Below are 20519 nucleotides of genomic sequence, written 5' to 3'. Positions count from 1 at the left end.
TATCCATGAAATTTTACAGCCTTCACAAAAAAGTTCTTATAGCCTTTCTGGCACTGTCTCTGTTTCCTCTGGGGGTTCTGGGCTTTTATGCCGCACGGAACCTCAGCGCAGTTGAGCAGTATCTGCGCAAAAGCGCTTCCTCCGCACTGGAGGCGCAGGCAACACGCTCCCTTGTTCTCAGCGCGCAGACAGTCGCAGACACAGTATCAATCTTTTTAAGAAGCGTGGAGAACGACCTGAACAGCTTTGTGCTGCTGGAACCGAAAGAAGCCGAGTACAGGGACTTCTACGACAGGCACAGAGGCACGGTCCGTATCTGGGACAACGGCAGTGAAAAGCTGCATGATCTTCCTCTTTACAGCGAGCTTGCATTCATAAGCCCGGACGGCACGGAGATGATCAGGCTTATAGACGGCGTTCCCGCGTATGACCGCAGAAATGTTGCCGCACCCGGAGGAACCACGTACAAATCCGAAGACTATTTTGCCCGTACCCTTGAGCTTCCGGACGGAGAGGTTTACGTTTCGAGGGTAAGCGGCTGGTTTATCCATAAAAACGAAGTTGAAAAAAACGGGGCCGATACCGCGTATGAGGGAGTTATCCGTTTTGCCAGAGCAGTTTATGATGAAAGCGGCAGCTTAAAGGGAGTGGCTGTTATTTCTTTGGATCACATGCACCTTATGGAGTTTACACGTCACATCTCCCCGGACGGAAAGGACAGCAGCAGGAAGGCATCCTATGAAAGTGCCGACTACTCTTTCATGTTTGATGATGAAGGGTGGATAATAACTCACCCTAAGCAGTGGGACATACGCGGCTACAATACTGACGGCACGCTGACGGGAACAAGGGGTGAGTATAACGCTGCGAGGCTTCAGGCAGGGGATATTCCTTTTAATCTGTTTAAGACCGGCTTCATACATGAAAACTACCCTGCTGCCGCAGCGGATGTACTGAAAGGGGGCAAAGGGGTGGTGGACGTAACCAACGTGGGCGGCTCAAGGAAGATTATGGCCTACGCCCCCATACGCTATTCCTCCGGGGTGTACTCGGCGCACGGAGTGTTCGGCGGGGTGACTATAGGCGCTGAGATAAGCCGGTTTCATATGCCCGCTGTGAAGATTTCCGATGTGATCAGGGGCGAGCTTGATAAGTTTGTCAGCAGCATGGCCATATTTATTTCCATTATGGCGGTGGCGGTTCTGGCCGTGGCTTACAGGCTTTCATGGAGCATAACCAACCCCATAGAGAGGCTGAATCTGGCTATAAAAAGCGTCACCAGAGACGGCGCAGTGCCTAATGTGGATGTTTCCGGCGGCGATGAGGTGGCTCAGCTCACCAGATCATTCAACGACATGGCGCGTGAGCTTGAGAACAGGCGGGTGAGTCTTATGGAGTCCATGCAGAAGCTTGAGGCATCCAGAGAGGCTGTCATCCTTGAACAGAACTTCAAAACCACTGTGTTTGAAAATATAGAAACAGGCATCCTCACTCTTGATAAGGACAACCGCATAACATTCATAAACAAACCCGCCATGACGATTCTCCGGCTGGCAAAGACGGCAGAGGGGGGACTTCTGGAAGATGCGCTGGAGCATAAGCCGGAGGTAATAAGTGTAATAAAGGAATTTCAGTCAGAGGGGCGCACAAAACGCTGGAGCCGCTATATTGACTCAGAGGACGGCGGACGGAACATGCACCTGAGGATAGCCGGTCTGCCCATGGTGATGGAGCATGCGGACGGAAACATAATCACCGTGGAGGATCTTACCGAAAGAGTGGGGCTGCGCAAACAGATGGCCAGAATGGACAGGTTCGCCTCAATGGGCAGGCTCTCCGCCGGGCTGGCGCATGAGATACGCAACCCGCTCACCGGGATAAGCCTCATGCTGGATGACCTGCATGACAGGCTCCTGAAAAACGATGCTGACAGACAGCTTATACAGCGTTCACTGAAAGAGATAGAAAGGCTTGAGGGGCTTGTGGACGGGCTTCTTAATTTTGCATCCGCTGTTCCGCCCAAGCTGCGCATGGCAAACATAGCAGACATACTTTCGGACACGCTCTTCTTTGTTAAAAAGCAGTGTGAGAGACAGAGGATTGTTCTGGAAACAGATGTGGAGCCTGAACTGCCCATGATAAGCCTTGACCCTGACAAAATTAAGCAGGCATTCCTGAACCTACTTACAAATGCTCTGGATGCCATAAAGAACGGCGGCAGTCTGCGCATATCCGCCAAGCGCGCCGAAGGCGGCATAGAGCTTATATTCAGCGATACCGGCATGGGTATAAGCCCGGAAGATCTGCCCAATATCTTTGAACCCTTCTACACCACAAAGGCGGAGGGTACTGGTCTGGGACTTGCTATTACTCACAACATAGTCTCAGAGCACGGCGGCAAGATTGAGGCGGAGAGCAGGCAGGGTACGGGGAGCAGATTCATACTGTTTTTTCCTTTTGAGGGAAATCTTAAGTAAAAGAATATATATATGGCGTAATTTCCCGCTCTGCTGTATATAACTGCACTTCGCAGCCCCGGCAGGCGGCGGGAGAGGCATGGATATATGGAAAAGATACTGATTGTGGATGACGAGGTTTTCATCTGCGAAAACCTCCAGAGAGTTCTGAGTGCTGACGGGTACACCGTATTCATCACGCACAGCGGCGAGGATGCCCTTGATATAGTCGTTGAGGAGGAGATAGATCTTGTTCTGCTTGATCTCAACCTCGGCTCCACAAGCGGGCTGGACGTTCTTAAGGCTCTGAAAGACATAGACCCTGAGCTTCTTGTAATTATCATAACCGGATACGGAACAGTGGAAAGCGCCGTGGAATCCCTCAAAATGGGCGCTTATGACTATATAAAGAAACCTTTCAAGGCGGATGCTATACATCTTATTGTCCGTCTTGCCCTCGAAACTCAGGAGCTGAGGAGAGAGGTGCGCCATCTTAAAAGAGGGAGTGAGGCTCTTGCCTCTGCCATGCAGATTGTGGGCGCAAGCGAGGAGATGAAGCGGATCTACTCCCAGATTCAGGAAGTGGCAAAGCATGAGGCCGCCACGGTTCTCATCACCGGGGAATCGGGCACAGGCAAGGAGCTTGTGGCAAAGGCCATTCACAACCTTTCTCCCCGCAGCGCAAAGCCGTTTGTGGAAATAAACTGCGGTTCTCTCCCATACAACCTGCTTGAGTCAGAGCTTTTCGGCTACGAGAAGGGAGCCTTCACCGATGCGAAAACACGCAAGATAGGCCTTCTGGAAGAGGCTTCCGGCGGAACCCTTTTTCTGGATGAGATAGGTGAGATGGACATGAGCCTTCAGGTTAAGCTTCTCCGTGTGATTGAGGACAGAAAATTCCGCAGACTGGGCAACACCAGAAACATAGATATAGATGTGCGCATAATCGCAGCCACCAACAGAGACCTTAAAAGAGCCATAGATGAAAAGCAGTTCAGGGAAGACCTCTACTACAGGCTGAATGTCTTCCCTATCCGCCTGCCCGCCCTGAGGGAGCGTAAGGAGGATATTCCGAACCTTCTGGACTTTTTCATAAAGAAATTCAGCACGGATTTTAAAAAGAAGGTTAAGGACATAGCCCGCCCCGCCCTGAACCTGTTTATGGAGTATCCCTGGCCGGGCAACGTGCGTGAGCTTAAGAACGTTGTGGAGCGGATCTGCATAATGACAGATGCCGAGGTGATAACCGAGGATGTTCTCCCGCAGGAGATCAGAGGGAGCAAGGTGCGGCGTGAAGCGCCTTCGGGTGTGGAGGTTCCGGCGGAGGGGCTTGTGCTGGACGATGCTGTTTCCCGGTATGAGGAAAGCATAATAAGAAAGGCGCTGACTATGACCGACGGCAACGTGGCGCAGGCCTCAAAGCTTCTTGGAACTGCGAGGGGAACACTGCGTTATAAACTGGATAAATATAAAATTGAGCATAATGACCATTAAATAGTTATTTATATGTATATTCATGGTGAGGCTATACCTATATATATGTGTCAGATTTTACAACACTCTCCTGCGGGTGTTCTATTGCCCCTAAAAGGCGGAAATTTGCCACGGGGGTGCAAAAAAACCGAATCCTTTTTGCTGATATATATATATATGACATATGATGCTGTAGCCGATGGCAGTTTTCCGCCTTTTATTACGTCCATAATATGTCCGTATTCTATAACGAAATTATAACCCGCTGTATCTTTAAAATTCATTGAACCCTGTAATCAAAGGGGTTTTAGCGGGTGTTCATATTTTTTGTCAGAAAAAATACAGAAGCTGGTATGTGAGTTGCTTTTAATATGACAGGTTTTATAACTTTCATTTTAGGAGTGGCTTTTATGATGGCAGCATTCTGGAACAGACTCTGGGACATGCACGATGACACCAAGGCTCTCGTGCTGTACAGCCCCAAAGCAATGCTCAAAAAATTCGTCAACACGCACTTCTCGTCTGCAACCGAGAAGGAAGAAAAAAGTGTTGATCTCGCGGACGAAATGTCCGATGCCCCCGCGGAGCACGCGCGCAGGCTCAAGTCGGGCCCCGGCGGAATCGAAGAGGGGGAGCCGAGGGAATACTCATTAAGACAGAAAATCGGCCTGTTTCTCGGACCCGCACTGTTTTTCCTTATGCTTATTATACCCACACCCGCCGGAATGAGCCCCGAAGCTCAGAAAATGGCGGCAATCACTTTCCTTATGGCTACATGGTGGATGTGCGAATCTCTTCCCATCCCTGTAACAAGCCTTCTGCCCATACCTCTTTTCCCCATAATGGGGCTTATGTCCACGGGCAAGGCCACAGCGCCGTATGCAAATGACCTTATATATCTTTTCATGGGCGGCTTCATAATCGCGCTCTCCATGCAGAAGTGGAACCTCCACCGCAGAATCGCGATGAATATAGTTAAGGTCGTGGGTTTCTCGCCCAGCAGACTGATACTCGGCTTCATGGTTGCGACAGGTATTATTTCCGCTTTCGTTTCAAACACCGCAACCGCAGTTATGATGATGCCCATTGGCCTTGCCATCATTGCTCACGTTGTTGAGGAAGGAAAAAGGGAAGGGCTTGATAAAATAATAGATTTCTCTCCGGAGAAATTCGCCTTCGGTCTCAACCTCATGCTCGGTATTGCCTACGCTGCATCAATAGGCGGTATAGCAACCCTGATAGGCACGCCTCCCAACACTGTTCTTGCGGGCTATCTCTCAAAATCATTCGGTTATGAAATAACCTTCGCCAAATGGCTTGCTGTTGGCGTACCTCTTGTTTTGGTAACTCTTCCTCTCTGCTGGCTGTGGCTTATAAAAGTTGCTAACCCTATGAAACTTAAGAAGGTTCCCGGCGGCAAAGACCTTATAGAGGCTGAGCTTAAAAAAATGGGCAGGATGAGCGTTGGTGAACGCTGGACTCTTCTTGTCTTCTCGCTCACAGCCCTTGCATGGATATTCAGAGCGCAGCTAAGCTTCCTTTTCCCCGACCCCAAAATGGTTACGGATGCCGCAATCGGCATGGTAGGCGGATGCATACTCTTCCTTATACCCATTAATCTTAAAAGAAACGAATTTGTAATGGACTGGCACTGGGCGGCTAAAATGCCCTGGGGTGTTCTTATACTCTTCGGCGGCGGCCTCTGTCTTTCTGACGGTTTTAAAACAACGCAGCTTGCGGACTGGATAGGTCTTCAGGTCGGTCTTCTTGAGCATGCGCCCATCCTTGTGCTTATTATAGCCGTAACAACGCTCATAATATTCCTTACGGAGCTTACGTCAAACACAGCAACTGCGGCTATGGTTATGCCCATTCTTTCGGCTGTTGCGATCGGTCTCGGTCAGAACCCGCTTCTGCTGGTTGTTCCCGCTGCCATAGCAGCCTCATGCGCCTTCATGCTCCCTGTTGCCACACCGCCTAACGCAATTGTTTTCGGTTCAGGCTATGTGACGATTCCTCAGATGGCAAAAAGCGGCTTCGGGCTGAATATTCTCTGCATAGTTATCACAGTGGCAATAACTTACGCGCTTATCATCCCGTTATTCGGTGTTGAGATAGGTGTTCTTCCCGACTGGGCGGTTCTCACAGAAGCAGTAACAAAATAAGGCATCAACGGCAATAATATGCCGCATCACCTATCCCGGAGCCGTGCAGGGCTCCGGGAACCTTGTTTCAGGTGGCGGAAATCTGCACATGCGTAAAATAACAGACAAAAATGAGACGTAAAAGACACCTCGTTATAAAATACCGAGGGTTAAAATAGAACAAAAGACGTGTTTTAATGGTCAAAGCCTTAATTACATATTCATTTGTTGCTTTTTAAGTTAATATTTTATGCAGAATCGATATGGCTCTGTTCTATTTGTATTATCTGGCGAATTTCCGCCATTTTGCTTATTCGGTAAATATTCCTTTATTATCAATATTTAAATGTCTACAATTAATTTTATCTGGCGAATTTCCGCCGCAAATCTGCTTTTCAATATTGTCAAAAATTATAACGAGATTATAGTCTGTTATAAATTTAAATTTTTCTATCTCTTTTTTATAAGGTGTTTAGGGTTATTGCGGATAAAAATTAATAAGATTATCAAGGAATATGGTACGCTTGTTGCTTTTAAAGCGCCAGTTCATTAAGTTTTGTTTCAGGAGTGGTTTATGATGACAGCTATTTGGAGCAGGCTTTGGGACTGGCACGACGAGACAAAGGCACTCGTGCTTTATAGTCCCAAAGCATTACTCAGGAAATTCCACAACCAACACTTCTCATCCGCTGATGAGAGAGAGGAAAAAAGCATCGACCTCGCAGACGAGATGGAGCAGGCGCCCGCTGAGCATGTGCGCAGACTCCAGACAGGCCCTGACGGCGTGAAAGAGGATGAGCCCCGCGAATACACCAGACGCCAGTTCATCGGTCTGATTCTCGGCCCTGTTCTTTTTGTACTTATGCTTGTTGTCCCCGCACCCGCAGGTATGGAGCCCGCCGCACAGAAAATGGCAGCGGTTGCTTTCCTTATGGCATGCTGGTGGATGTGTGAGTCTATCCCGATTCCGGCCACAAGTCTTCTTCCTATACCCCTTTTTCCGGTACTCGGTCTCATGCCCACCGGCAAAGCGGCTGCACCCTATGCCAATGACCTGATCTATCTCTTCATGGGCGGTTTCATAATAGCGCTTGCTATGCAGAGGTGGAACCTTCACCGCAGAATAGCCATGAATATTGTAAAAGTTGTCGGCTTCTCGCCCAGCAGACTTATTTTCGGCTTCATGGCGGCCACTGCCGTTCTTTCCGCTTTCGTTTCCAACACAGCAACCGCAGTTATGATGATGCCCATCGGCCTTGCCATAATTTATCACGTTGTTGAGGAAGGAAAAAAAGAAGGTCTCGACAAGGTCATAGATTTCTCGCCCGAAAAGTTCGCCTTCGGCCTTAACCTCATGCTGGGTATCGCTTACGCCGCGTCAATCGGCGGTATCGCGACTCTTATAGGAACTCCGCCCAATACTGTTCTTGCCGGATATATGTCAAAAACATTCGGTTATGAAATAACTTTCGCAAAATGGCTTGCTGTAGGCGTGCCTCTTGTTATAGTGACACTTCCCCTTTGCTGGCTGTGGCTTATCAAGGTGGCAAACCCCATGAAGCTCAAAAAGGTTCCCGGCGGTAAAGAGCTTATCGAAGCGGAACTTAAAAGAATGGGCAGCATGAGTGCCGGGGAACGCTGGACTGCGCTTGTTTTCGGCCTTACAGCATTCGCATGGATATTCAGGGCAAAACTCGCTTTCCTTTTCCCCGATCCCAAAATGGTTACAGATGCTGCCATTGCAATGGTAGGAGGGCTTGTTCTCTTCCTTATCCCTATAAATATGAAGAAAAACGAATTTGTCATGGACTGGCACTGGGCTGCTAAAATGCCATGGGGAGTTCTCATACTCTTCGGCGGCGGTCTTGCGCTTTCCGATGGTTTTAAGACCACAAAGCTTGCAGACTGGATAGGTATGCAGGTCGGACTTCTTGAACACGCACCGATATTTGTATTGATAATTGCGGTCACAACACTTATTATCTTTCTTACAGAACTCACATCAAACACCGCTACAGCGGCAATGGTTATGCCCATTCTCGCGGCTGTTGCGGTAGGCTTGGGGCAGAACCCGCTTCTGCTCACCGTTCCCGCGGCTATTGCGGCTTCGTGCGCTTTCATGCTGCCAGTGGCTACACCCCCGAACGCCATAGTTTTCGGGTCGGGCTATGTCACCATTCCGCAGATGGTAAGAAGCGGCTTCGGGCTTAATGTGCTCGGCATAGTTATCACTGTCGCGGTAACTTACCTGATAGTTGTTCCCGCCTTCGGCGTGGAGTTCGGCATTGTTCCTGAGTGGGCAAAAGTTATTACCGGTAAATAATTAAGTGCGCAACGCCGGAAGCTTATTCATCCGGTTTTGACCTCTATTAAGAAAGGGCACCCTGAAGGGAGGGTGCCCTTTTTTAATGTGATGTGAAATATCAAGCGTCCTATAATTTGTCGATTATATTTTTCCGTTGCACATTAACGACATACGTTCATGTATGAGCTCGATTCTTAATTCAAGGAATTCATCGTATGCTAATTTCCTGTAATCATTGGCTTTGAGTATTGGTAGTAAGTTTGTTTTAAAAATATCTTCATACCGATCATCTAGTTGTTCTATTAAATTAGGTATATATTTATTTGGATCGTTATCGCGGATAAGATTATTTTCTGATGCTGAAAGCATACATATATTAGAAATAAGATTCATTTGACGATCATCTATACTAAGATTTTTAAGGTAAGCTTTCGGGTATATATGATGAAATTGCTTCTGATTAAAGACAGAGAGTGCATTAGTTACATCAATTTTGGCACCATTGGTAATGTTTTGGGGGTTTAATGATGCGAGTAACAGTATAAATGCTCTGGTGCGAGAAACGTTACTCCGAAATAAGACAGAAGCTAGCTCATCTTTGGAAGGAATATTAGCAAGTAAGCCAGGGACATCTTTACAGTTTACTATATACTCTTCAATACGTGTTAAGTCAGATGTTATCAAGGAATCAGCTGCACCTCTATAACGTTCAGCGAAAGCACTACTCCAAAACCATCTCTTAAGGCGAATATGTGCCTCTTGATCAAGCGTATTCTTTCTGGCATAAATAAAGCAAATTATTACCAAAATTGCTTCATAAGGTAAAAAAGCCCAGCTATAGATCTTAAATTCAGTTGTTAATAAATCTACCGTTTTTAATAATGCTTCTTTTGTGGTATCGACTAAGCTATTCATTTCTGCTCGTGACAACTTTCTTAATGATAGTATTGTATCTTTTTTTGTACTAGTATATTTTATAGCTGATAAGCATTTGAGAATAGTATCTCCGCTTATTTCTTCGTATCTTTTTGCTTCTAATGCTTCGGAAATAGCTTTAACCTCATCATTCAAGTTGAAAGTTTGCGTCCATGTCGCCGCAACCATCAAATCGTATGTTGACAATCTTGTTCCCGAACTATTAATTCTTTCGAAAATTGGGCAAACTTCTTCAACGGTTAACTCTTTGAGAATGACTACAGGTATTCGATAATTAGTTATTATATCAATCAATTTGTCAAGTCGCTCCTGAAAGACAGTTGCTTCAGGATGTTCTGATAAAGCTGTCCTAAAATTTAATAATTTTGTTGTGATAAAAATCCATCTTAATGGAAATAAATAATTTTCTTTTATATCTGTTTTTTTTGAAAATTCCTGTTTATTTAAATCAAAAACAACATTAAAACCGTCTTCTTCGTCAGGTGCTCCAAAACACGCATAAATTACAGTTAAACGTTGTTGTCCATCAAGTACATAGTTAGTCGGGCTCATATCATCTGCGTCCGGTAGTTTAAAGTCTCCAATATTTCTCTCAGTTGCAAGTTTTGATTTTGTTCTCCAAAGTAACAAACTCCCTACTGGATAGCTGCTTGAAATACTATCAAGTAAACGTATAGCCTGTTCCTCTTTCCAAACAAAAGGGCGCTGAAATTGTGGAACTTTAATTTCTCCCTTTTTTATCTCACTAATGAGATCTTTAATCAATGGTGTATCTGTTACTAAGCGGCTTGCAATATTTTGATTCAAGGTACTCCCCCCCTGATTTTGATAATTTTTCTATAGTTTAACATCAATTTTCATTTTGAAAAATAAAAAAGCAACTCCATCATTAACCATTGTGCAATCAGACAGAGGCTTATTTAAACACAACAAGCACACCAATCGAAAATATTACCTGCAAGCAGGAAGCTGAACGCAGGGTTAAATCAAAACTATTGACACCCGACACGTTGCAATATGCGTTTATATATGATAGTCAGCTTCAGGCATAAAGGATTAGAAAAATATTACAGCACAGGCAGCAAGTCCGGAATTGTTCCTCAGTATGAAAAAAGGCTGAGAGCTATTCTGGCCAGACTGGATGTTGCAGCATCGGCAGAAGATATGAACCTGCCGGGTCTTGCTTTACATAAGCTGTCAGGTAGCCTTGACGGGTTTATGTCTGTATCTGTTTTCGGTAATTGGCGAGTCATTTTCAGGCTGGAAGAAGGCAACGTCCTTGATGTTGATTACTTGGATTATCACTGAGAGGTGTAAAATGGCAATGTTTAATCCTCCTCATCCGGGAGAAACAATTAAAGAGCTATGTTTAGAACCGCTGGGGTTGTCCGTAACAAAAGCCGCAGAAGGGCTTGGAGTAACCAGAAAAGCTTTCTCTGAACTTATAAATGGAAAATCAGGGATTTCACCGCTTATGGCGATAAGACTTTCCAGAGCATTCGGCGGAACTCCTGAAAGCTGGCTCAAACAGCAGATGATGTATGATCTCTGGAAGGCAGAAAAGGAAGCTGACAAACTTGATGTAAAAGATTTTAAAAACGCTATTTAAAGTCAAACAAATTGCGGGAGAGTGAGGTATGTCGATATATTAATCAACTTTTTTATTGTCTTTTTTATCGTTAAGCCTATACTTCTATCATAAAGGAGCGATAATGAAGAAAGATAACTTTTCCGTAAAAGATATTATTGGCTCAATAGTACCTATCACACGCTTTAACCGTGGTGAAGCAGGCAAAATATTTGATGAAGTTAATGAGAGCGGGTTCAAGGTTGTTCTCAAAAATAATACTCCCGCTTGTGTTCTGGTTCAGCCTGAGCGCTATGAAGCAATGATGGAGGCTCTGGAGGACTACGCTTTATATTTTGAGGCTGAAAAAAGGATGAAAAATGCTTCTCAGAGCGGATTTATGTCCTCTGGCGATGTTCTTGCCAATCTGGGTATAAGTGAAGCTGACCTTGATGATATTGAGGTTGAGATTGACTGATGGCGTGGGTAGTTGAATACACAGGGGAAGCAGCACAGGATTTAAAAAATCTTGATAAAACTCAGCAAATACATGTTCTTAAAGCAGTGAAGAAGGTTTCGGCAAATCCTTTGCTCATTACCGAAGGCGGTTACGGTAAACCTTTGGGCAATAAGGTGTCTGGCAAGCTTGCGGGATATATGAAGATAAAGCTCTCAGCTCTGGGACTTAGAGTTGTTTACAGTATAGAAAGAAAAGAAGGTGTGATGAGGATTGTTATTATTTCTGTCAGGGATGATTCAGCCGTTTATAAAATGGCTCAGAAAAGAATAAAAGGTAAATAGGTTATTCATAATAAATATAAAAATAAAGCGGGCGACGGGGCTCGAACCCGCCACCTACAGCTTGGGAAGCTGTCGCTCTACCTGATGAGCTACGCCCGCATGTGTTATTGTTCTTTATACCTTATTTCAGAAAAAATCATCACAAAATTAAATAATTTTCAGAGAATATGAAATGATTTGCAAGCGCAACGCGGCAGTGATATAAGCGGATATGAAAACTTACAAAATCAGTCTCATTCTGCCTTCCGGCGAAATTTCCTTAAAAGTATGAAACAGGCATTCATAGCACTCCATCTTTCCATATTCATAGCGGGTTTCACGGGACTTTTCGGCCGTCTCATCACTCTGGATGCGGGTGCGCTGGTGTGGTGGCGTGTGTTTGTTGCCGCACTTTGCTTCTGGCTTATACTGAAATTCAGCGGGAAATTCCGCCTCTACAGTGCAGAGGAGATTATACAGGCAGCCGGCGTTGGCGCTGTGCTGTGTCTGCACTGGATTTTGTTTTACGGAAGCATAAAGGCATCAAACGTTAGTGTCGGTGTGGTCTGCTTTTCTCTGACAGGATTCTTCACCGCCCTTCTGGAGCCGCTTATGCTCCGAATCCGTTTCAACTTCAAAGAGCTTTTCTACGGCTTCTTTTCCGTGGCGGGCATACTGCTTATATTCCATTTTGACAGCCGCTACAGGCTTGGCATAGGGCTCGGCATAGTCTCCTCCCTTGCGTGTGCGCTGGCGATTACCATGAACAAGCTTGTCATCCCAAAGTTTTCGTATATTCCGCTGCTCACTTTTTATGAGATAGCAGGAGGGCTTATTTTCCTTTCCGCCCTTGCCCCTGTGTATCTCTATTTCTTCGGCGCAGGAGCAGTGATTCCCGATGCACGGAACCTGTTTTTTATTATCATCCTTGCGGTTTTCTGCACAATAGGGCTGCAGCTTCTGCAAATTTATGCCCTCAAGAGGATCTCGGCTTTCACCGTGAATCTGTCATATAACCTTGAGCCTATCTATACGATTATTCTGGCGGCAGTGATTTTCAGGGAGATGAGCGAGGTCAACGCATCATTCTTCGCTGGTCTGGGTATCATTATTCTCTCTGTTCTGCTCCAGATGCGGGATGTGGTGAGGAAGGCGAAGTAAACAGAGGCGGCTTCGTCTGCCGCCTTTACTTACCATTAATGTATAAAAGGAACGCTGAGTCTTGAAAGGGCGATGGTTTTCATTATTACATAAATCTCCATCCCTGCCCTTATGCCGAGTTCCGAAGCGGCAGAGCGTGTTATTGTGGCGTAGACCGGAAGTCCGACATCCACAGTGACGGCAACCGCACCATCATCACTCCTGTCCATGGCTGTTACAGTGCCTTTCATTATGTTTCTGGCGCTTAACCCTGTTGGCTTATTCAGTGCAAGGGTCACATCATCGGAATGCACAGCGACACGAAGCTCAGTTCCTGTTGCGTGTTTTGAAGTGGGGATGCCAAGCTTTCCGTTTTCGAATGTAATGATTGAGGGCTCGCTTTCCGAAACGGCATAAGCCCGCAGAACACTTACCCGTCCGCTGAGGCTGAGTATCTCCCTGTTTGCCGGACGTGACACAACATCCTCCACAGAGCCCGAATCAGTGCATTTTCCGTTATTCATCAGCACCACATTATCGCACAGGCTGAAAAGCTCATCTATAGAGTGAGTTACATAAAGCACAGGAAGCTTGAAGGTCTGCACCATTTTGCCGATGAAGGGGATAAGCTCCTCCTTCCTGTTGGAATCAAGGGCGGAAAGCGGTTCGTCCATAAGGAGAAAGTCGGGCGAGGAGAGCAGGGCGCGCCCGATAGCCACCCTTTGCTTTTCACCGCCGGAGAGCCTGTGCGGTCTGCGTTTCAGCAGTTCGCCTATCCCAAGAAGCTCCACAACATCATCAAACTTCGCCTTGTGTCCGTTCTCTGTGCTTCTCTTCATTCCGTAGCGGAGGTTGGCCTCCACTGTCATATGAGGGAAAAGTCTGCCGTCCTGAAAGATGTAGCCGGAACTGCGGGAGGGCGCAGGGAGGTTGATTTTATTTCTGCTGTCATAAAGAACTTTGCCGCCGACGGATACATATCCCTCATCAGGTTTAACAAGCCCCGCAGCAATGTTGATTATGCTGGTTTTGCCGGAGCCTGAGCGCCCGAAGAGCCCTGTCACCATTCCTTCTGTTGTTTTGAATGAAACATCCAGAGTGAAAGCCGGATAGTGCTTTAATGCCCTGAACTCAAGCATTGGCTGCTCCCCTGAGTTTAAGCGCGGCTCTTCTGGAAAGGTATTCGGACGCGGCTATAGCGGCTACGGAAAGCCCTATTGATATTATACAGAGCCGGAGCGCCGCAGCCTCAGTACCCGGAGTCTGGGTAAGGTTATACAGTGCCACGGGGAGGGTTCTTGTCTCGCCGGGGATATTGGAAACGAAGGTTATCGTGGCTCCGAACTCACCTAAACTTCTGGCGAATGCGAGGACTGTTCCCGTTATAATACCCGGAACTGAAAGGGGAAGGGTGACTGTGAAGAATACCCGCCATCTTTTTGCGCCGAGTGTTTTTGCCGCCTCCTCAAGCCCTCTGTCTATGCCCTCTATGGAAAGCCGGACGCTGCGCACCAGAAGAGGCATGGACATCACAACTGAGGCAACTACCGCACCCCTCCATGAGAAGGCTATGCCCACACCGAAGATGCTGTTGAGCAGCTTGCCCATGGGGGCATTGTCATTAAAGGTTATGAGGAGCAGGTAGCCCGTAACAACGGGAGGGATAACGAGGGGCACATGGAGCAGTCCGTCCAGAAGCAGCTTGCCCGGAAAGTTCTTGCGCGCCAGAACATAAGCGGCGGCAATGCCGGGGATCAGCCCGGCAAGCACCGCCCAGAGAGAAGTTTTCATACTGAGATAAATCGCCTCAATCTCTATCGGCGAGAGGTTAAACATGCTTACTTCACCACAATAAATCCGTATTTCAGAAAAACTCCAGAAGCATAGTCTGTTTTAAGGAAATTGTAAAATGCTTCCGTTTCGGGAGTGCGTTTTCCTTTTACTATGCCCATGGGATATATTATTTTCCCTGTGAGAGAATCATCCACAAGAGAAATAACCTTTACCTTGTTGCTGACTGCGGCATCAGAGAAGTAAACAAAGCCGTAAGGGACGGCGCGTTCGACCATGGCGAGAGTCGATCTTACGTCCTGCATTCTGACTGCCTGAGATTCAAGATCCTTCCAGATTCCCCAGCCTTCCATTGCCTTCTGAGTGTATTTCCCGGCGGGAACGTGCTCAGGGTCGCCCATAGCGAACTTGCCGCTGCCGATGAGTTTTTTCACTGTGGCTCCGTCAAGGCCTGATATTTTCTCTGTTTTGGAGGAGACAGGGGCGATAAAAGCGAGCTTGTTAGCGAGGTAGGGCACATTTGTTCCTGCCTCAATTTTGTCCTTTTCAAGCAGATAATCCATCCAGCTCATGTTAGCTGATATGAAAATATCTGCGGGAGCGCCGTTTTCTATCTGTTTTGCAAGGGGGCCGGAGGATGCGTAGGAAGCTATGACATTAACGCCCTTTTCCTTTTTGTAAGCGGCGATAATTTCATCCATCGCGTTTGTTACGGAAGCCGCGCCGAAGACAGTGACATCTTTGGCGAAGGCTGAAACACTGATAAGCAGGCATAATGCGATAAGGAGTATTCTCATAAATTTTACCTCTTTGAAATCGTTATGTAGGAATGTATATAGCGAGTGAAGGGTTAAGTCAATGCTTTTGATTTGCCTTTCTTATATCGAGTGTAAAAAAATGTAATAGGCATTGAAAATATGGAAACATATGTGCATAGTTATAAATTCGCATAGGTGATTGAATGAGAGTAATGATTGATATTAACAGACATAAAGGACTTTACATAATTTTTCTGGCGATGATAGGAGCCACCCCGCCCCTTGCCACTGATATGTATCTGGCGGCGATTCCCATCATAGCCAGAGAGTGGAACGTGGGGGAGCATCTGGTGAACCTTTCCCTTGTGCTGTGGTTTGCCAGTTTCAGTTCGTCGCTCCTTTTTTACGGCCCGCTTTCGGATAAATTCGGCAGACGGCCTGTGCTTCTCGGCGGTTTGTTTATGTTCGTTCTCTCCTCCGTATTATGCACATTAAGCGCAAATGTATGGCAGCTTATACTTTTCCGCATTTTACAGGGTGCAGGCGCAGCCGCTCCTTCTGCCATGGTTATGGCAATATGCAGGGATAAATACGAGGGGGAGGAGCGCCGGAAGGCGTTTGCATATCTCGGCACTGTTCTGGCTGTCGCGCCTATGGTGGCGCCTATGATCGGGGCTTTTCTTCTCAGTCTGGGTTCGTGGAGATATATTTTTCTCACACAGGCCTCAATGGTGGCATGCACATTTGCTGTTTCGTTCCTGTTTCAGGAAACTATTCAGGAGCGGTTAAGCGGAGAGTGGTACAGGGTGTTTTTCAGATACCGCAATGTTTTCTCCAACTGGAAGTTTATGCGCACCAACCTTACTTTAGGTATTTCGGCGGGGCCGCTTTATGCGTTCATTGCCTTTTCACCCATATACTACATAGGCATAAACGGCTTTTCAGAATCAAAGTTCAGCTTCCTCTTCGCGTTTAACGCATTCGGGGCTATGTTCGGCGCGTTTGTGTGCTCAAGGATGCTGAAATACTTTAAGCCGAATACGCTCATCACTTTCTGCCTCGGCGGTGCTGTATTTGCCGCAGGCGGGCTGTGGATGCTGAGCTTTTCCGCGTGGTACTTCTTCACCTGCTTCACGTTCCTTACCACATTCTTCATCTGCATGAACAGACCCCTGAGCAACAATCTCATAGTCGAGCAGGTGAACACGGATATAGGTTCCGCCTCGTCATTCATGGTTTTCACACAGCTTATGTTCGGCGCATTGTGCATGTTCATAGTTTCAGGCACACATGCCCACAGGCTTGCGGTGTTTAACCTGCTGTTTGCCTCTGTTGCGGTGTTTGTGATGATAAACTGGATTTTCTTAAGAAAACGTCTGTCCTGAAAGGTTTAATCAGCTTTCAAATTCGGCTGTTATTCTTTTTTCCTCCTCAGGAGTGAGGAGGATCGGCGGCATGAGTGAATCCGGCTTTATTTTTCTGGGATTTTTAATCCATTTAATCAGTATTTCCCTGTTCCATCTTCCGCCTTCCATCTTTACGGTATCAGCGGGGTAATATTCGCTGAACAGTCCGGAAAGGTTCGGTGCGGTGTTCCCATGCCCTGTTCCGCCTTTTTTGCGGGTAAGCAGCCTGTGGCATCCGCCGCATTTTCCATCAAAAGCGCTCTTTTTGCCCTGAGTTATGAAGACAACATAAGGGGCTGTTCCCGAAACCTTTTTTGCGCTTCCCCCCGCATTAAGGATATACCTGACGGAATCTTCGGCAGTCTTGTCATTCATACGGAAATCAGGCATGTAGTCCGTTGGTTTCATCAGCTTGTCTTTCAGTGTTTCTGCGGTTTTGCGTCTGCTTTCGGTATCAAGGTCAGGGGCTATGTCATTACCCTTGCCCCCTGTGACGTGACACCTTCTGCAATGGGCGTTTTCTATGGTTTTTCCGCCGCCGGAGACAGCCTGACGGTTTATGATGAAGTCAGCGTATTTCTTTGTTATCAGCCCGCTGTGGGCTATGTTTTTCCGGCTTGTTTCACTGTTTCCCCTGTGGCAGACAGTGCATGAGCCTGTTTTCTCATAATGGGGCTTGTGGCATTTCACGCACATGGACGCAAAGGCGGGAAAAGCAGGAAGGCTGAGAAAAATCAGAAGTAAAAGGGCACGAGCGACCAATTCTCACCTCTGAAAAACATTGCAACTGCCGTGAGCACAAGAACAGCCGAACACAGAAACAGCGTGATCCCCCAGACGGGAGCATCTTTTTTCGCAAACCAGACGGCTGTTTCCGGCTGATATTTCCTGCGGAAATCAGGCAGAAAGAAATACAGGATAAACAGCACCGCAAAAGGGTTGAACAGCCATGCCTTCCAGCTTACTATCTCCTGAATCCACAGCAGGAACCATGCGCTTTTTGCAGGGTTCGGGGGGAGCGCTGGATCTGCCGGTTCCTCAAGGGGAGCGCCGGAAACAACTGCCAGCACAGCGGGGAGCGCCACTGCCGCAGCCGCAATAACCCATGTGAGGTTAAAGAGATAGGGCTCGCTCTTTGTTTTTGTTCTGTCATCCTTCGGGTGCAGGCCGCCGTCCCTGCGGACATTGTAAAGATGGGCGGATATGAGAAACACGCACAGAAGCGGGATGAGGGCTATGTGCATGGCGAAAAACCTTATAAGTGAGAGCCTGCCGCCTACATCGTCCGGCGTGAGCAGTCTGCGGATGAAATCACCGAAGGGGAGGACGTTTACAAGCTCCATCCCTGTTTTGGTGGCCCAGTATGAAAGCTGATCCATAGGGAGAAGAACCCCTGTGTAGGCCTCAAAAACCAGAAGACCGAAGAGGATATAGCCCAGCTTCCAGTTGGAAGGCCTGACAGCGTAAGTTCCGGTGAATATGGTGCGCACCATGTGCAGGGCAAGGGCAATGAGCAGTATGTGTGAGCTCCACAGATGCATTGCGCGGATGAAGCGCCCGCCGAAGACCTTCTCCTCAAGGTGGATGATTGATAAATATGCGGCGGAGCTTTCCGGTGAGTAATAGAAGAGAAGAAGAATTCCCGTTACGCACAGGCTGAGAAAGAGAGCGGTTATCAGCCCGCCCATAAAGAGAGTTCCGTTTACTGCCGCTTTGCTGAATGTTTTGGGATATAGATGAACAAGATAGCGCTTTATCACGCGTTCACCTGTCTGAATACGGTTATCATGCCGTCTGCGGTTTCTGTTCTGTATGTGTCAAGTCTGCGTTCAGCCGGGCCTTTTATCACTGTTCCGTCAAGGGCGAATATGCTTCCGTGGCATGGGCAGGCGAACCTGTCGCCGTCGAGGGCTATTGTGCAGCCCAGATGGGTGCATACCAGTGACATTGCGCTCACAGCGCCGTCCATCCGCATCACGGCTATATTTTTATCGGGAAAGATAACCGCTCCCCCTTCGGGTATGTCGGCTTCCTGAGCCTGAACCAGTATTTCGCCGCCTGAACTCGCAGGGGTGAGGAATCTGTAAATAAACCAGAGGGAAAAGGCGGAAGCGGCCAGTGCCGCAAGCCTGCCCAGAAATCCTCTTCTGGAGATGCTTTTTTGCTCTGTCATTCAAGTTATCCCGAATAAAACGATGCCGCAGGCGGGGGTTAACCGCCCGCGGCTTTTAAGGTTTCAGTAATGAATCATAATATAGTCGGTAAATTTCTGTGTGTAAACACCTGCGTGGAGTATGAGATGACGCAGAAAGTAACCGCCGGCGAGTACAAGCAGCTCAAAGAAAACAAGCTTGCCGCCGCTGATGTGGAGTTTGCCCGCCTCAACAAAGGCAAAGACAAAAGCCGGAACCACAAGCCCAAGAAGCACAAGGAACACCCAGAACTCAACCGCGAATTCTCCGGTGAGGAGCGCAAGGGCTGAAAACCTCATTTCAGGCACACCCTGAAGAGCTATGAGCATCATGCCTATGAGCAGCAGGATTTCAAGCATTATCAGGTAGAAGTGAGTGGTTTCTATTTTCGCCAGATGAGCCTCCTCCTTGAAGAAGAGCTCCTTCACCACCATCGCACCTGAAATTCCCGTGGATGAGGCGGATATGATGAAGAGTATGGGCAGGGCTGTCTGGTGCCAGAAGGGGATTGCCTTAAGCACGCCGAGGAGAACCGCCGTGTAGCCCGCGGTGAGTATGCCTGTGATGATCAGCGCCCAGTTCATGAAGCCGCTTGCGGCGAGGGATCTGAATATTTTCAGGAATCCCGCTTTTTTGATGAACCAGTCGAGTATGCCGAGGTTATAAGCACCGTAGATCAGCGAAAGTATTGTGAAGATAGTAAGTATAAGCGTACCCCACATGATCGCAGATGTTGGGTTTACAAACAGCAGCGCAAGGAGCCACGGCTTGTACATTCCCTGACCGAGGTCGATGTAAAGGAAGAATATACCTATGGAAACAAGGGGCATGCCTATCACGCTTGCCGCTTTTATGAATGATATATATTTCTGTCTGTCGTACATATCCGCGAGGGAGGCGACAACTATGGAGCCCGCACCCACACCCGCGAGGAACAGATAAACCGCTATGTACCAATGGAAGCCTGTCTGAAATTCCATTTTGTCCTCCTACTTCTGGATGTAATAAATGTTAGGCTCAGTGCCCAGATCCTTGCGGAGGGTCCAGACTCTGTACCTGTTGTCTGCGGCGTTTTTAAGCGCCTTTGAGATCTCGCTTTCGGGATCGTTCACATCGCCGAAAACCCTTGCCCTGCCGGGGCATGTTGTTACGCATGCGGGCATGAGGCCGTCGTATATTCTCGGCAGACAGAAGGTGCACTTGTCCGCAACGCCAAGTTCGTTATTGAAGAACCTTGCGTTGTAGGGGCAGGAGGGGATGCAGTAGCGGCAGCCGACGCACTTGCGGTTGTCAATATCCACAACTCCGTCCTCTCTTTTGTGGCTTGCCTTTGTGGGGCAGACCGTCACACAGGGGGCATGGTCGCAGTGGTTGCACTGATGGGGAAGAAAGTGCATGCTGAGCCTTTCTGTCACTGCCGGGGCTATGCCTGTGTCTATATGCGTGCGGAAATCGTTTTCCGGAACCTGCCATTCCGCCTTGCATGCCACCATGCATGCTTTGCAGTCCACGCATCTGTCCACTATGTATGCCATTGCGAATTTTTTTGTTTTATCTGCTGTGCTCATCTC

Annotated in this window: 19 protein-coding genes and 1 tRNA gene; 10 read left to right on the top strand and 10 right to left on the bottom strand. The window is 47.6% G+C overall.

The window, feature by feature from the left end:
* Positions 1-5 precede the first annotated feature (5 nt).
* From OSQ85_RS11855 to OSQ85_RS11840, 4 genes are all read left to right on the top strand, one after another.
* Positions 6-2477, top strand: coding sequence for an ATP-binding protein (locus tag OSQ85_RS11855; protein ID WP_265823355.1), 2472 nt, complete (start codon positions 6-8; stop codon positions 2475-2477).
* Positions 2478-2564: 87 nt separating this feature from the next.
* Entirely contained in the window at positions 2565-3950 is a 1386-nt protein-coding gene (locus tag OSQ85_RS11850; protein ID WP_265823353.1) for a sigma-54-dependent transcriptional regulator, read from the top strand.
* 389 nt (positions 3951-4339) lie between these two features.
* Positions 4340-6094: an SLC13 family permease gene (locus OSQ85_RS11845; protein WP_265823352.1), complete on the top strand. Its 1755-nt coding sequence runs from the start codon at positions 4340-4342 to the stop codon at positions 6092-6094.
* Between the two features lie 553 nt (positions 6095-6647).
* Positions 6648-8396, top strand: coding sequence for an SLC13 family permease (locus OSQ85_RS11840; RefSeq protein ID WP_265823350.1), 1749 nt, complete (start codon positions 6648-6650; stop codon positions 8394-8396).
* Positions 8397-8519: 123 nt separating this feature from the next.
* Here OSQ85_RS11840 and OSQ85_RS11835 read toward each other — a convergent pair whose 3' ends face one another.
* On the bottom strand, positions 8520-10121 hold the full coding sequence (locus tag OSQ85_RS11835; RefSeq protein WP_265823348.1) for a GmrSD restriction endonuclease domain-containing protein: 1602 nt from the start codon (positions 10119-10121) through the stop codon (positions 8520-8522).
* Between the two features lie 222 nt (positions 10122-10343).
* Here OSQ85_RS11835 and OSQ85_RS11830 point away from each other — a divergent pair, with 222 nt between their 5' ends.
* The 4 genes from OSQ85_RS11830 (at position 10344) to OSQ85_RS11815 (ending at position 11682) form a co-directional block, all read left to right on the top strand.
* Positions 10344-10622, top strand: a complete 279-nt coding sequence (locus OSQ85_RS11830; protein ID WP_265823346.1) for a type II toxin-antitoxin system RelE/ParE family toxin — start codon at positions 10344-10346, stop codon at positions 10620-10622.
* 10 nt (positions 10623-10632) lie between these two features.
* Entirely contained in the window at positions 10633-10923 is a 291-nt protein-coding gene (locus OSQ85_RS11825) for a HigA family addiction module antitoxin (protein WP_265823345.1), read from the top strand.
* A 103-nt stretch (positions 10924-11026) separates the two neighbouring features.
* The gene (locus OSQ85_RS11820; protein WP_265823343.1) at positions 11027-11359 is read left to right on the top strand and encodes a hypothetical protein; all 333 of its coding nucleotides are present in this window, start codon (positions 11027-11029) and stop codon (positions 11357-11359) included.
* On the top strand, positions 11359-11682 hold the full coding sequence (locus OSQ85_RS11815) for a type II toxin-antitoxin system RelE family toxin (protein WP_265823342.1): 324 nt from the start codon (positions 11359-11361) through the stop codon (positions 11680-11682). Before OSQ85_RS11820 ends, OSQ85_RS11815 begins: the two co-directional genes overlap by 1 nt.
* Before the next feature lie 26 nt (positions 11683-11708).
* Here OSQ85_RS11815 and OSQ85_RS11810 read toward each other — a convergent pair.
* A tRNA-Gly gene (locus OSQ85_RS11810) sits at positions 11709-11781 on the bottom strand.
* Between the two features lie 168 nt (positions 11782-11949).
* Between OSQ85_RS11810 and OSQ85_RS11805 the strand changes: the two genes are divergently transcribed.
* A complete protein-coding gene (locus tag OSQ85_RS11805) occupies positions 11950-12822 on the top strand; it encodes a DMT family transporter (protein ID WP_265823340.1) in 873 nt (290 codons plus the stop codon).
* A gap of 35 nt (positions 12823-12857) precedes the next feature.
* Here OSQ85_RS11805 and modC read toward each other — a convergent pair whose 3' ends face one another.
* Genes modC through modA form a run of 3 tightly spaced genes read right to left on the bottom strand, consistent with a single transcriptional unit; the run spans position 12858 to position 15389 of the window.
* A complete protein-coding gene (gene modC, locus OSQ85_RS11800) occupies positions 12858-13940 on the bottom strand; it encodes a molybdenum ABC transporter ATP-binding protein (RefSeq protein ID WP_265823338.1) in 1083 nt (360 codons plus the stop codon).
* Positions 13933-14637 (bottom strand): molybdate ABC transporter permease subunit, encoded by a 705-nt coding sequence (gene modB, locus OSQ85_RS11795; protein WP_265823336.1) that lies wholly within the window; start codon positions 14635-14637, stop codon positions 13933-13935. Before modB ends, modC begins: the two co-directional genes overlap by 8 nt.
* Before the next feature lie 2 nt (positions 14638-14639).
* Positions 14640-15389 (bottom strand): molybdate ABC transporter substrate-binding protein, encoded by a 750-nt coding sequence (modA, locus tag OSQ85_RS11790; RefSeq protein ID WP_265823334.1) that lies wholly within the window; start codon positions 15387-15389, stop codon positions 14640-14642.
* Between the two features lie 164 nt (positions 15390-15553).
* Between modA and OSQ85_RS11785 the strand changes: the two genes are divergently transcribed.
* Positions 15554-16735 carry a multidrug effflux MFS transporter gene (locus tag OSQ85_RS11785; protein ID WP_265823333.1) on the top strand — a complete coding sequence of 394 codons (1182 nt, stop codon included), beginning with the start codon at positions 15554-15556 and terminating at the stop codon, positions 16733-16735.
* Between the two features lie 9 nt (positions 16736-16744).
* Here the strand turns inward: OSQ85_RS11785 and extS are convergent, their stop codons facing one another.
* The 5 genes from extS to OSQ85_RS11760 form a co-directional block, all read right to left on the bottom strand.
* Positions 16745-17518 (bottom strand): selenite/tellurite reduction operon c-type cytochrome lipoprotein ExtS, encoded by a 774-nt coding sequence (extS, locus tag OSQ85_RS11780; protein WP_265823332.1) that lies wholly within the window; start codon positions 17516-17518, stop codon positions 16745-16747.
* Positions 17491-18516 (bottom strand): cytochrome b N-terminal domain-containing protein, encoded by a 1026-nt coding sequence (locus OSQ85_RS11775; protein ID WP_265823331.1) that lies wholly within the window; start codon positions 18514-18516, stop codon positions 17491-17493. Before OSQ85_RS11775 ends, extS begins: the two co-directional genes overlap by 28 nt.
* Entirely contained in the window at positions 18513-18929 is a 417-nt protein-coding gene (locus OSQ85_RS11770; protein WP_265823329.1) for a QcrA and Rieske domain-containing protein, read from the bottom strand. The genes OSQ85_RS11775 and OSQ85_RS11770 overlap by 4 nt, the downstream gene beginning before the upstream one ends.
* A gap of 63 nt (positions 18930-18992) precedes the next feature.
* Positions 18993-19928 (bottom strand): NrfD/PsrC family molybdoenzyme membrane anchor subunit, encoded by a 936-nt coding sequence (gene nrfD, locus OSQ85_RS11765; RefSeq protein ID WP_265823327.1) that lies wholly within the window; start codon positions 19926-19928, stop codon positions 18993-18995.
* A 9-nt stretch (positions 19929-19937) separates the two neighbouring features.
* Complete coding sequence (locus tag OSQ85_RS11760; protein WP_265823325.1) at positions 19938-20516, bottom strand: 4Fe-4S dicluster domain-containing protein; 579 nt, start codon at positions 20514-20516, stop codon at positions 19938-19940.
* Between the last annotated feature and the right edge of the window lie 3 nt (positions 20517-20519).

Origin of the sequence: Geovibrio ferrireducens (genome assembly GCF_026226615.1) — a bacterium.
GTDB classification, from domain to species: Bacteria; Chrysiogenota; Deferribacteres; order Deferribacterales; family Geovibrionaceae; genus Geovibrio; species Geovibrio ferrireducens.
This window is presented reverse-complemented; position numbering and strand designations above follow the sequence as displayed.

What these genes read in the sequence shown, in the direction of transcription:
- OSQ85_RS11760 (WP_265823325.1), bottom strand. Translation starts at nt 20,516, where the DNA reads ATGAGCACAGCAGATAAAACAAAAAAATTCGCAATGGCATACATAGTG.
- OSQ85_RS11855 (WP_265823355.1), top strand. Translation starts at nt 6, where the DNA reads ATGAAATTTTACAGCCTTCACAAAAAAGTTCTTATAGCCTTTCTGGCA.
- modC (WP_265823338.1), bottom strand. Translation starts at nt 13,940, where the DNA reads ATGCTTGAGTTCAGGGCATTAAAGCACTATCCGGCTTTCACTCTGGAT.
- OSQ85_RS11830 (WP_265823346.1), top strand. Translation starts at nt 10,344, where the DNA reads ATGATAGTCAGCTTCAGGCATAAAGGATTAGAAAAATATTACAGCACA.
- modA (WP_265823334.1), bottom strand. Translation starts at nt 15,389, where the DNA reads ATGAGAATACTCCTTATCGCATTATGCCTGCTTATCAGTGTTTCAGCC.
- OSQ85_RS11820 (WP_265823343.1), top strand. Translation starts at nt 11,027, where the DNA reads ATGAAGAAAGATAACTTTTCCGTAAAAGATATTATTGGCTCAATAGTA.
- OSQ85_RS11785 (WP_265823333.1), top strand. Translation starts at nt 15,554, where the DNA reads ATGAGAGTAATGATTGATATTAACAGACATAAAGGACTTTACATAATT.
- OSQ85_RS11840 (WP_265823350.1), top strand. Translation starts at nt 6,648, where the DNA reads ATGATGACAGCTATTTGGAGCAGGCTTTGGGACTGGCACGACGAGACA.
- OSQ85_RS11845 (WP_265823352.1), top strand. Translation starts at nt 4,340, where the DNA reads ATGATGGCAGCATTCTGGAACAGACTCTGGGACATGCACGATGACACC.
- OSQ85_RS11805 (WP_265823340.1), top strand. Translation starts at nt 11,950, where the DNA reads ATGAAACAGGCATTCATAGCACTCCATCTTTCCATATTCATAGCGGGT.
- OSQ85_RS11850 (WP_265823353.1), top strand. Translation starts at nt 2,565, where the DNA reads ATGGAAAAGATACTGATTGTGGATGACGAGGTTTTCATCTGCGAAAAC.
- OSQ85_RS11825 (WP_265823345.1), top strand. Translation starts at nt 10,633, where the DNA reads ATGGCAATGTTTAATCCTCCTCATCCGGGAGAAACAATTAAAGAGCTA.
- OSQ85_RS11770 (WP_265823329.1), bottom strand. Translation starts at nt 18,929, where the DNA reads ATGACAGAGCAAAAAAGCATCTCCAGAAGAGGATTTCTGGGCAGGCTT.
- OSQ85_RS11815 (WP_265823342.1), top strand. Translation starts at nt 11,359, where the DNA reads ATGGCGTGGGTAGTTGAATACACAGGGGAAGCAGCACAGGATTTAAAA.
- nrfD (WP_265823327.1), bottom strand. Translation starts at nt 19,928, where the DNA reads ATGGAATTTCAGACAGGCTTCCATTGGTACATAGCGGTTTATCTGTTC.
- modB (WP_265823336.1), bottom strand. Translation starts at nt 14,637, where the DNA reads ATGTTTAACCTCTCGCCGATAGAGATTGAGGCGATTTATCTCAGTATG.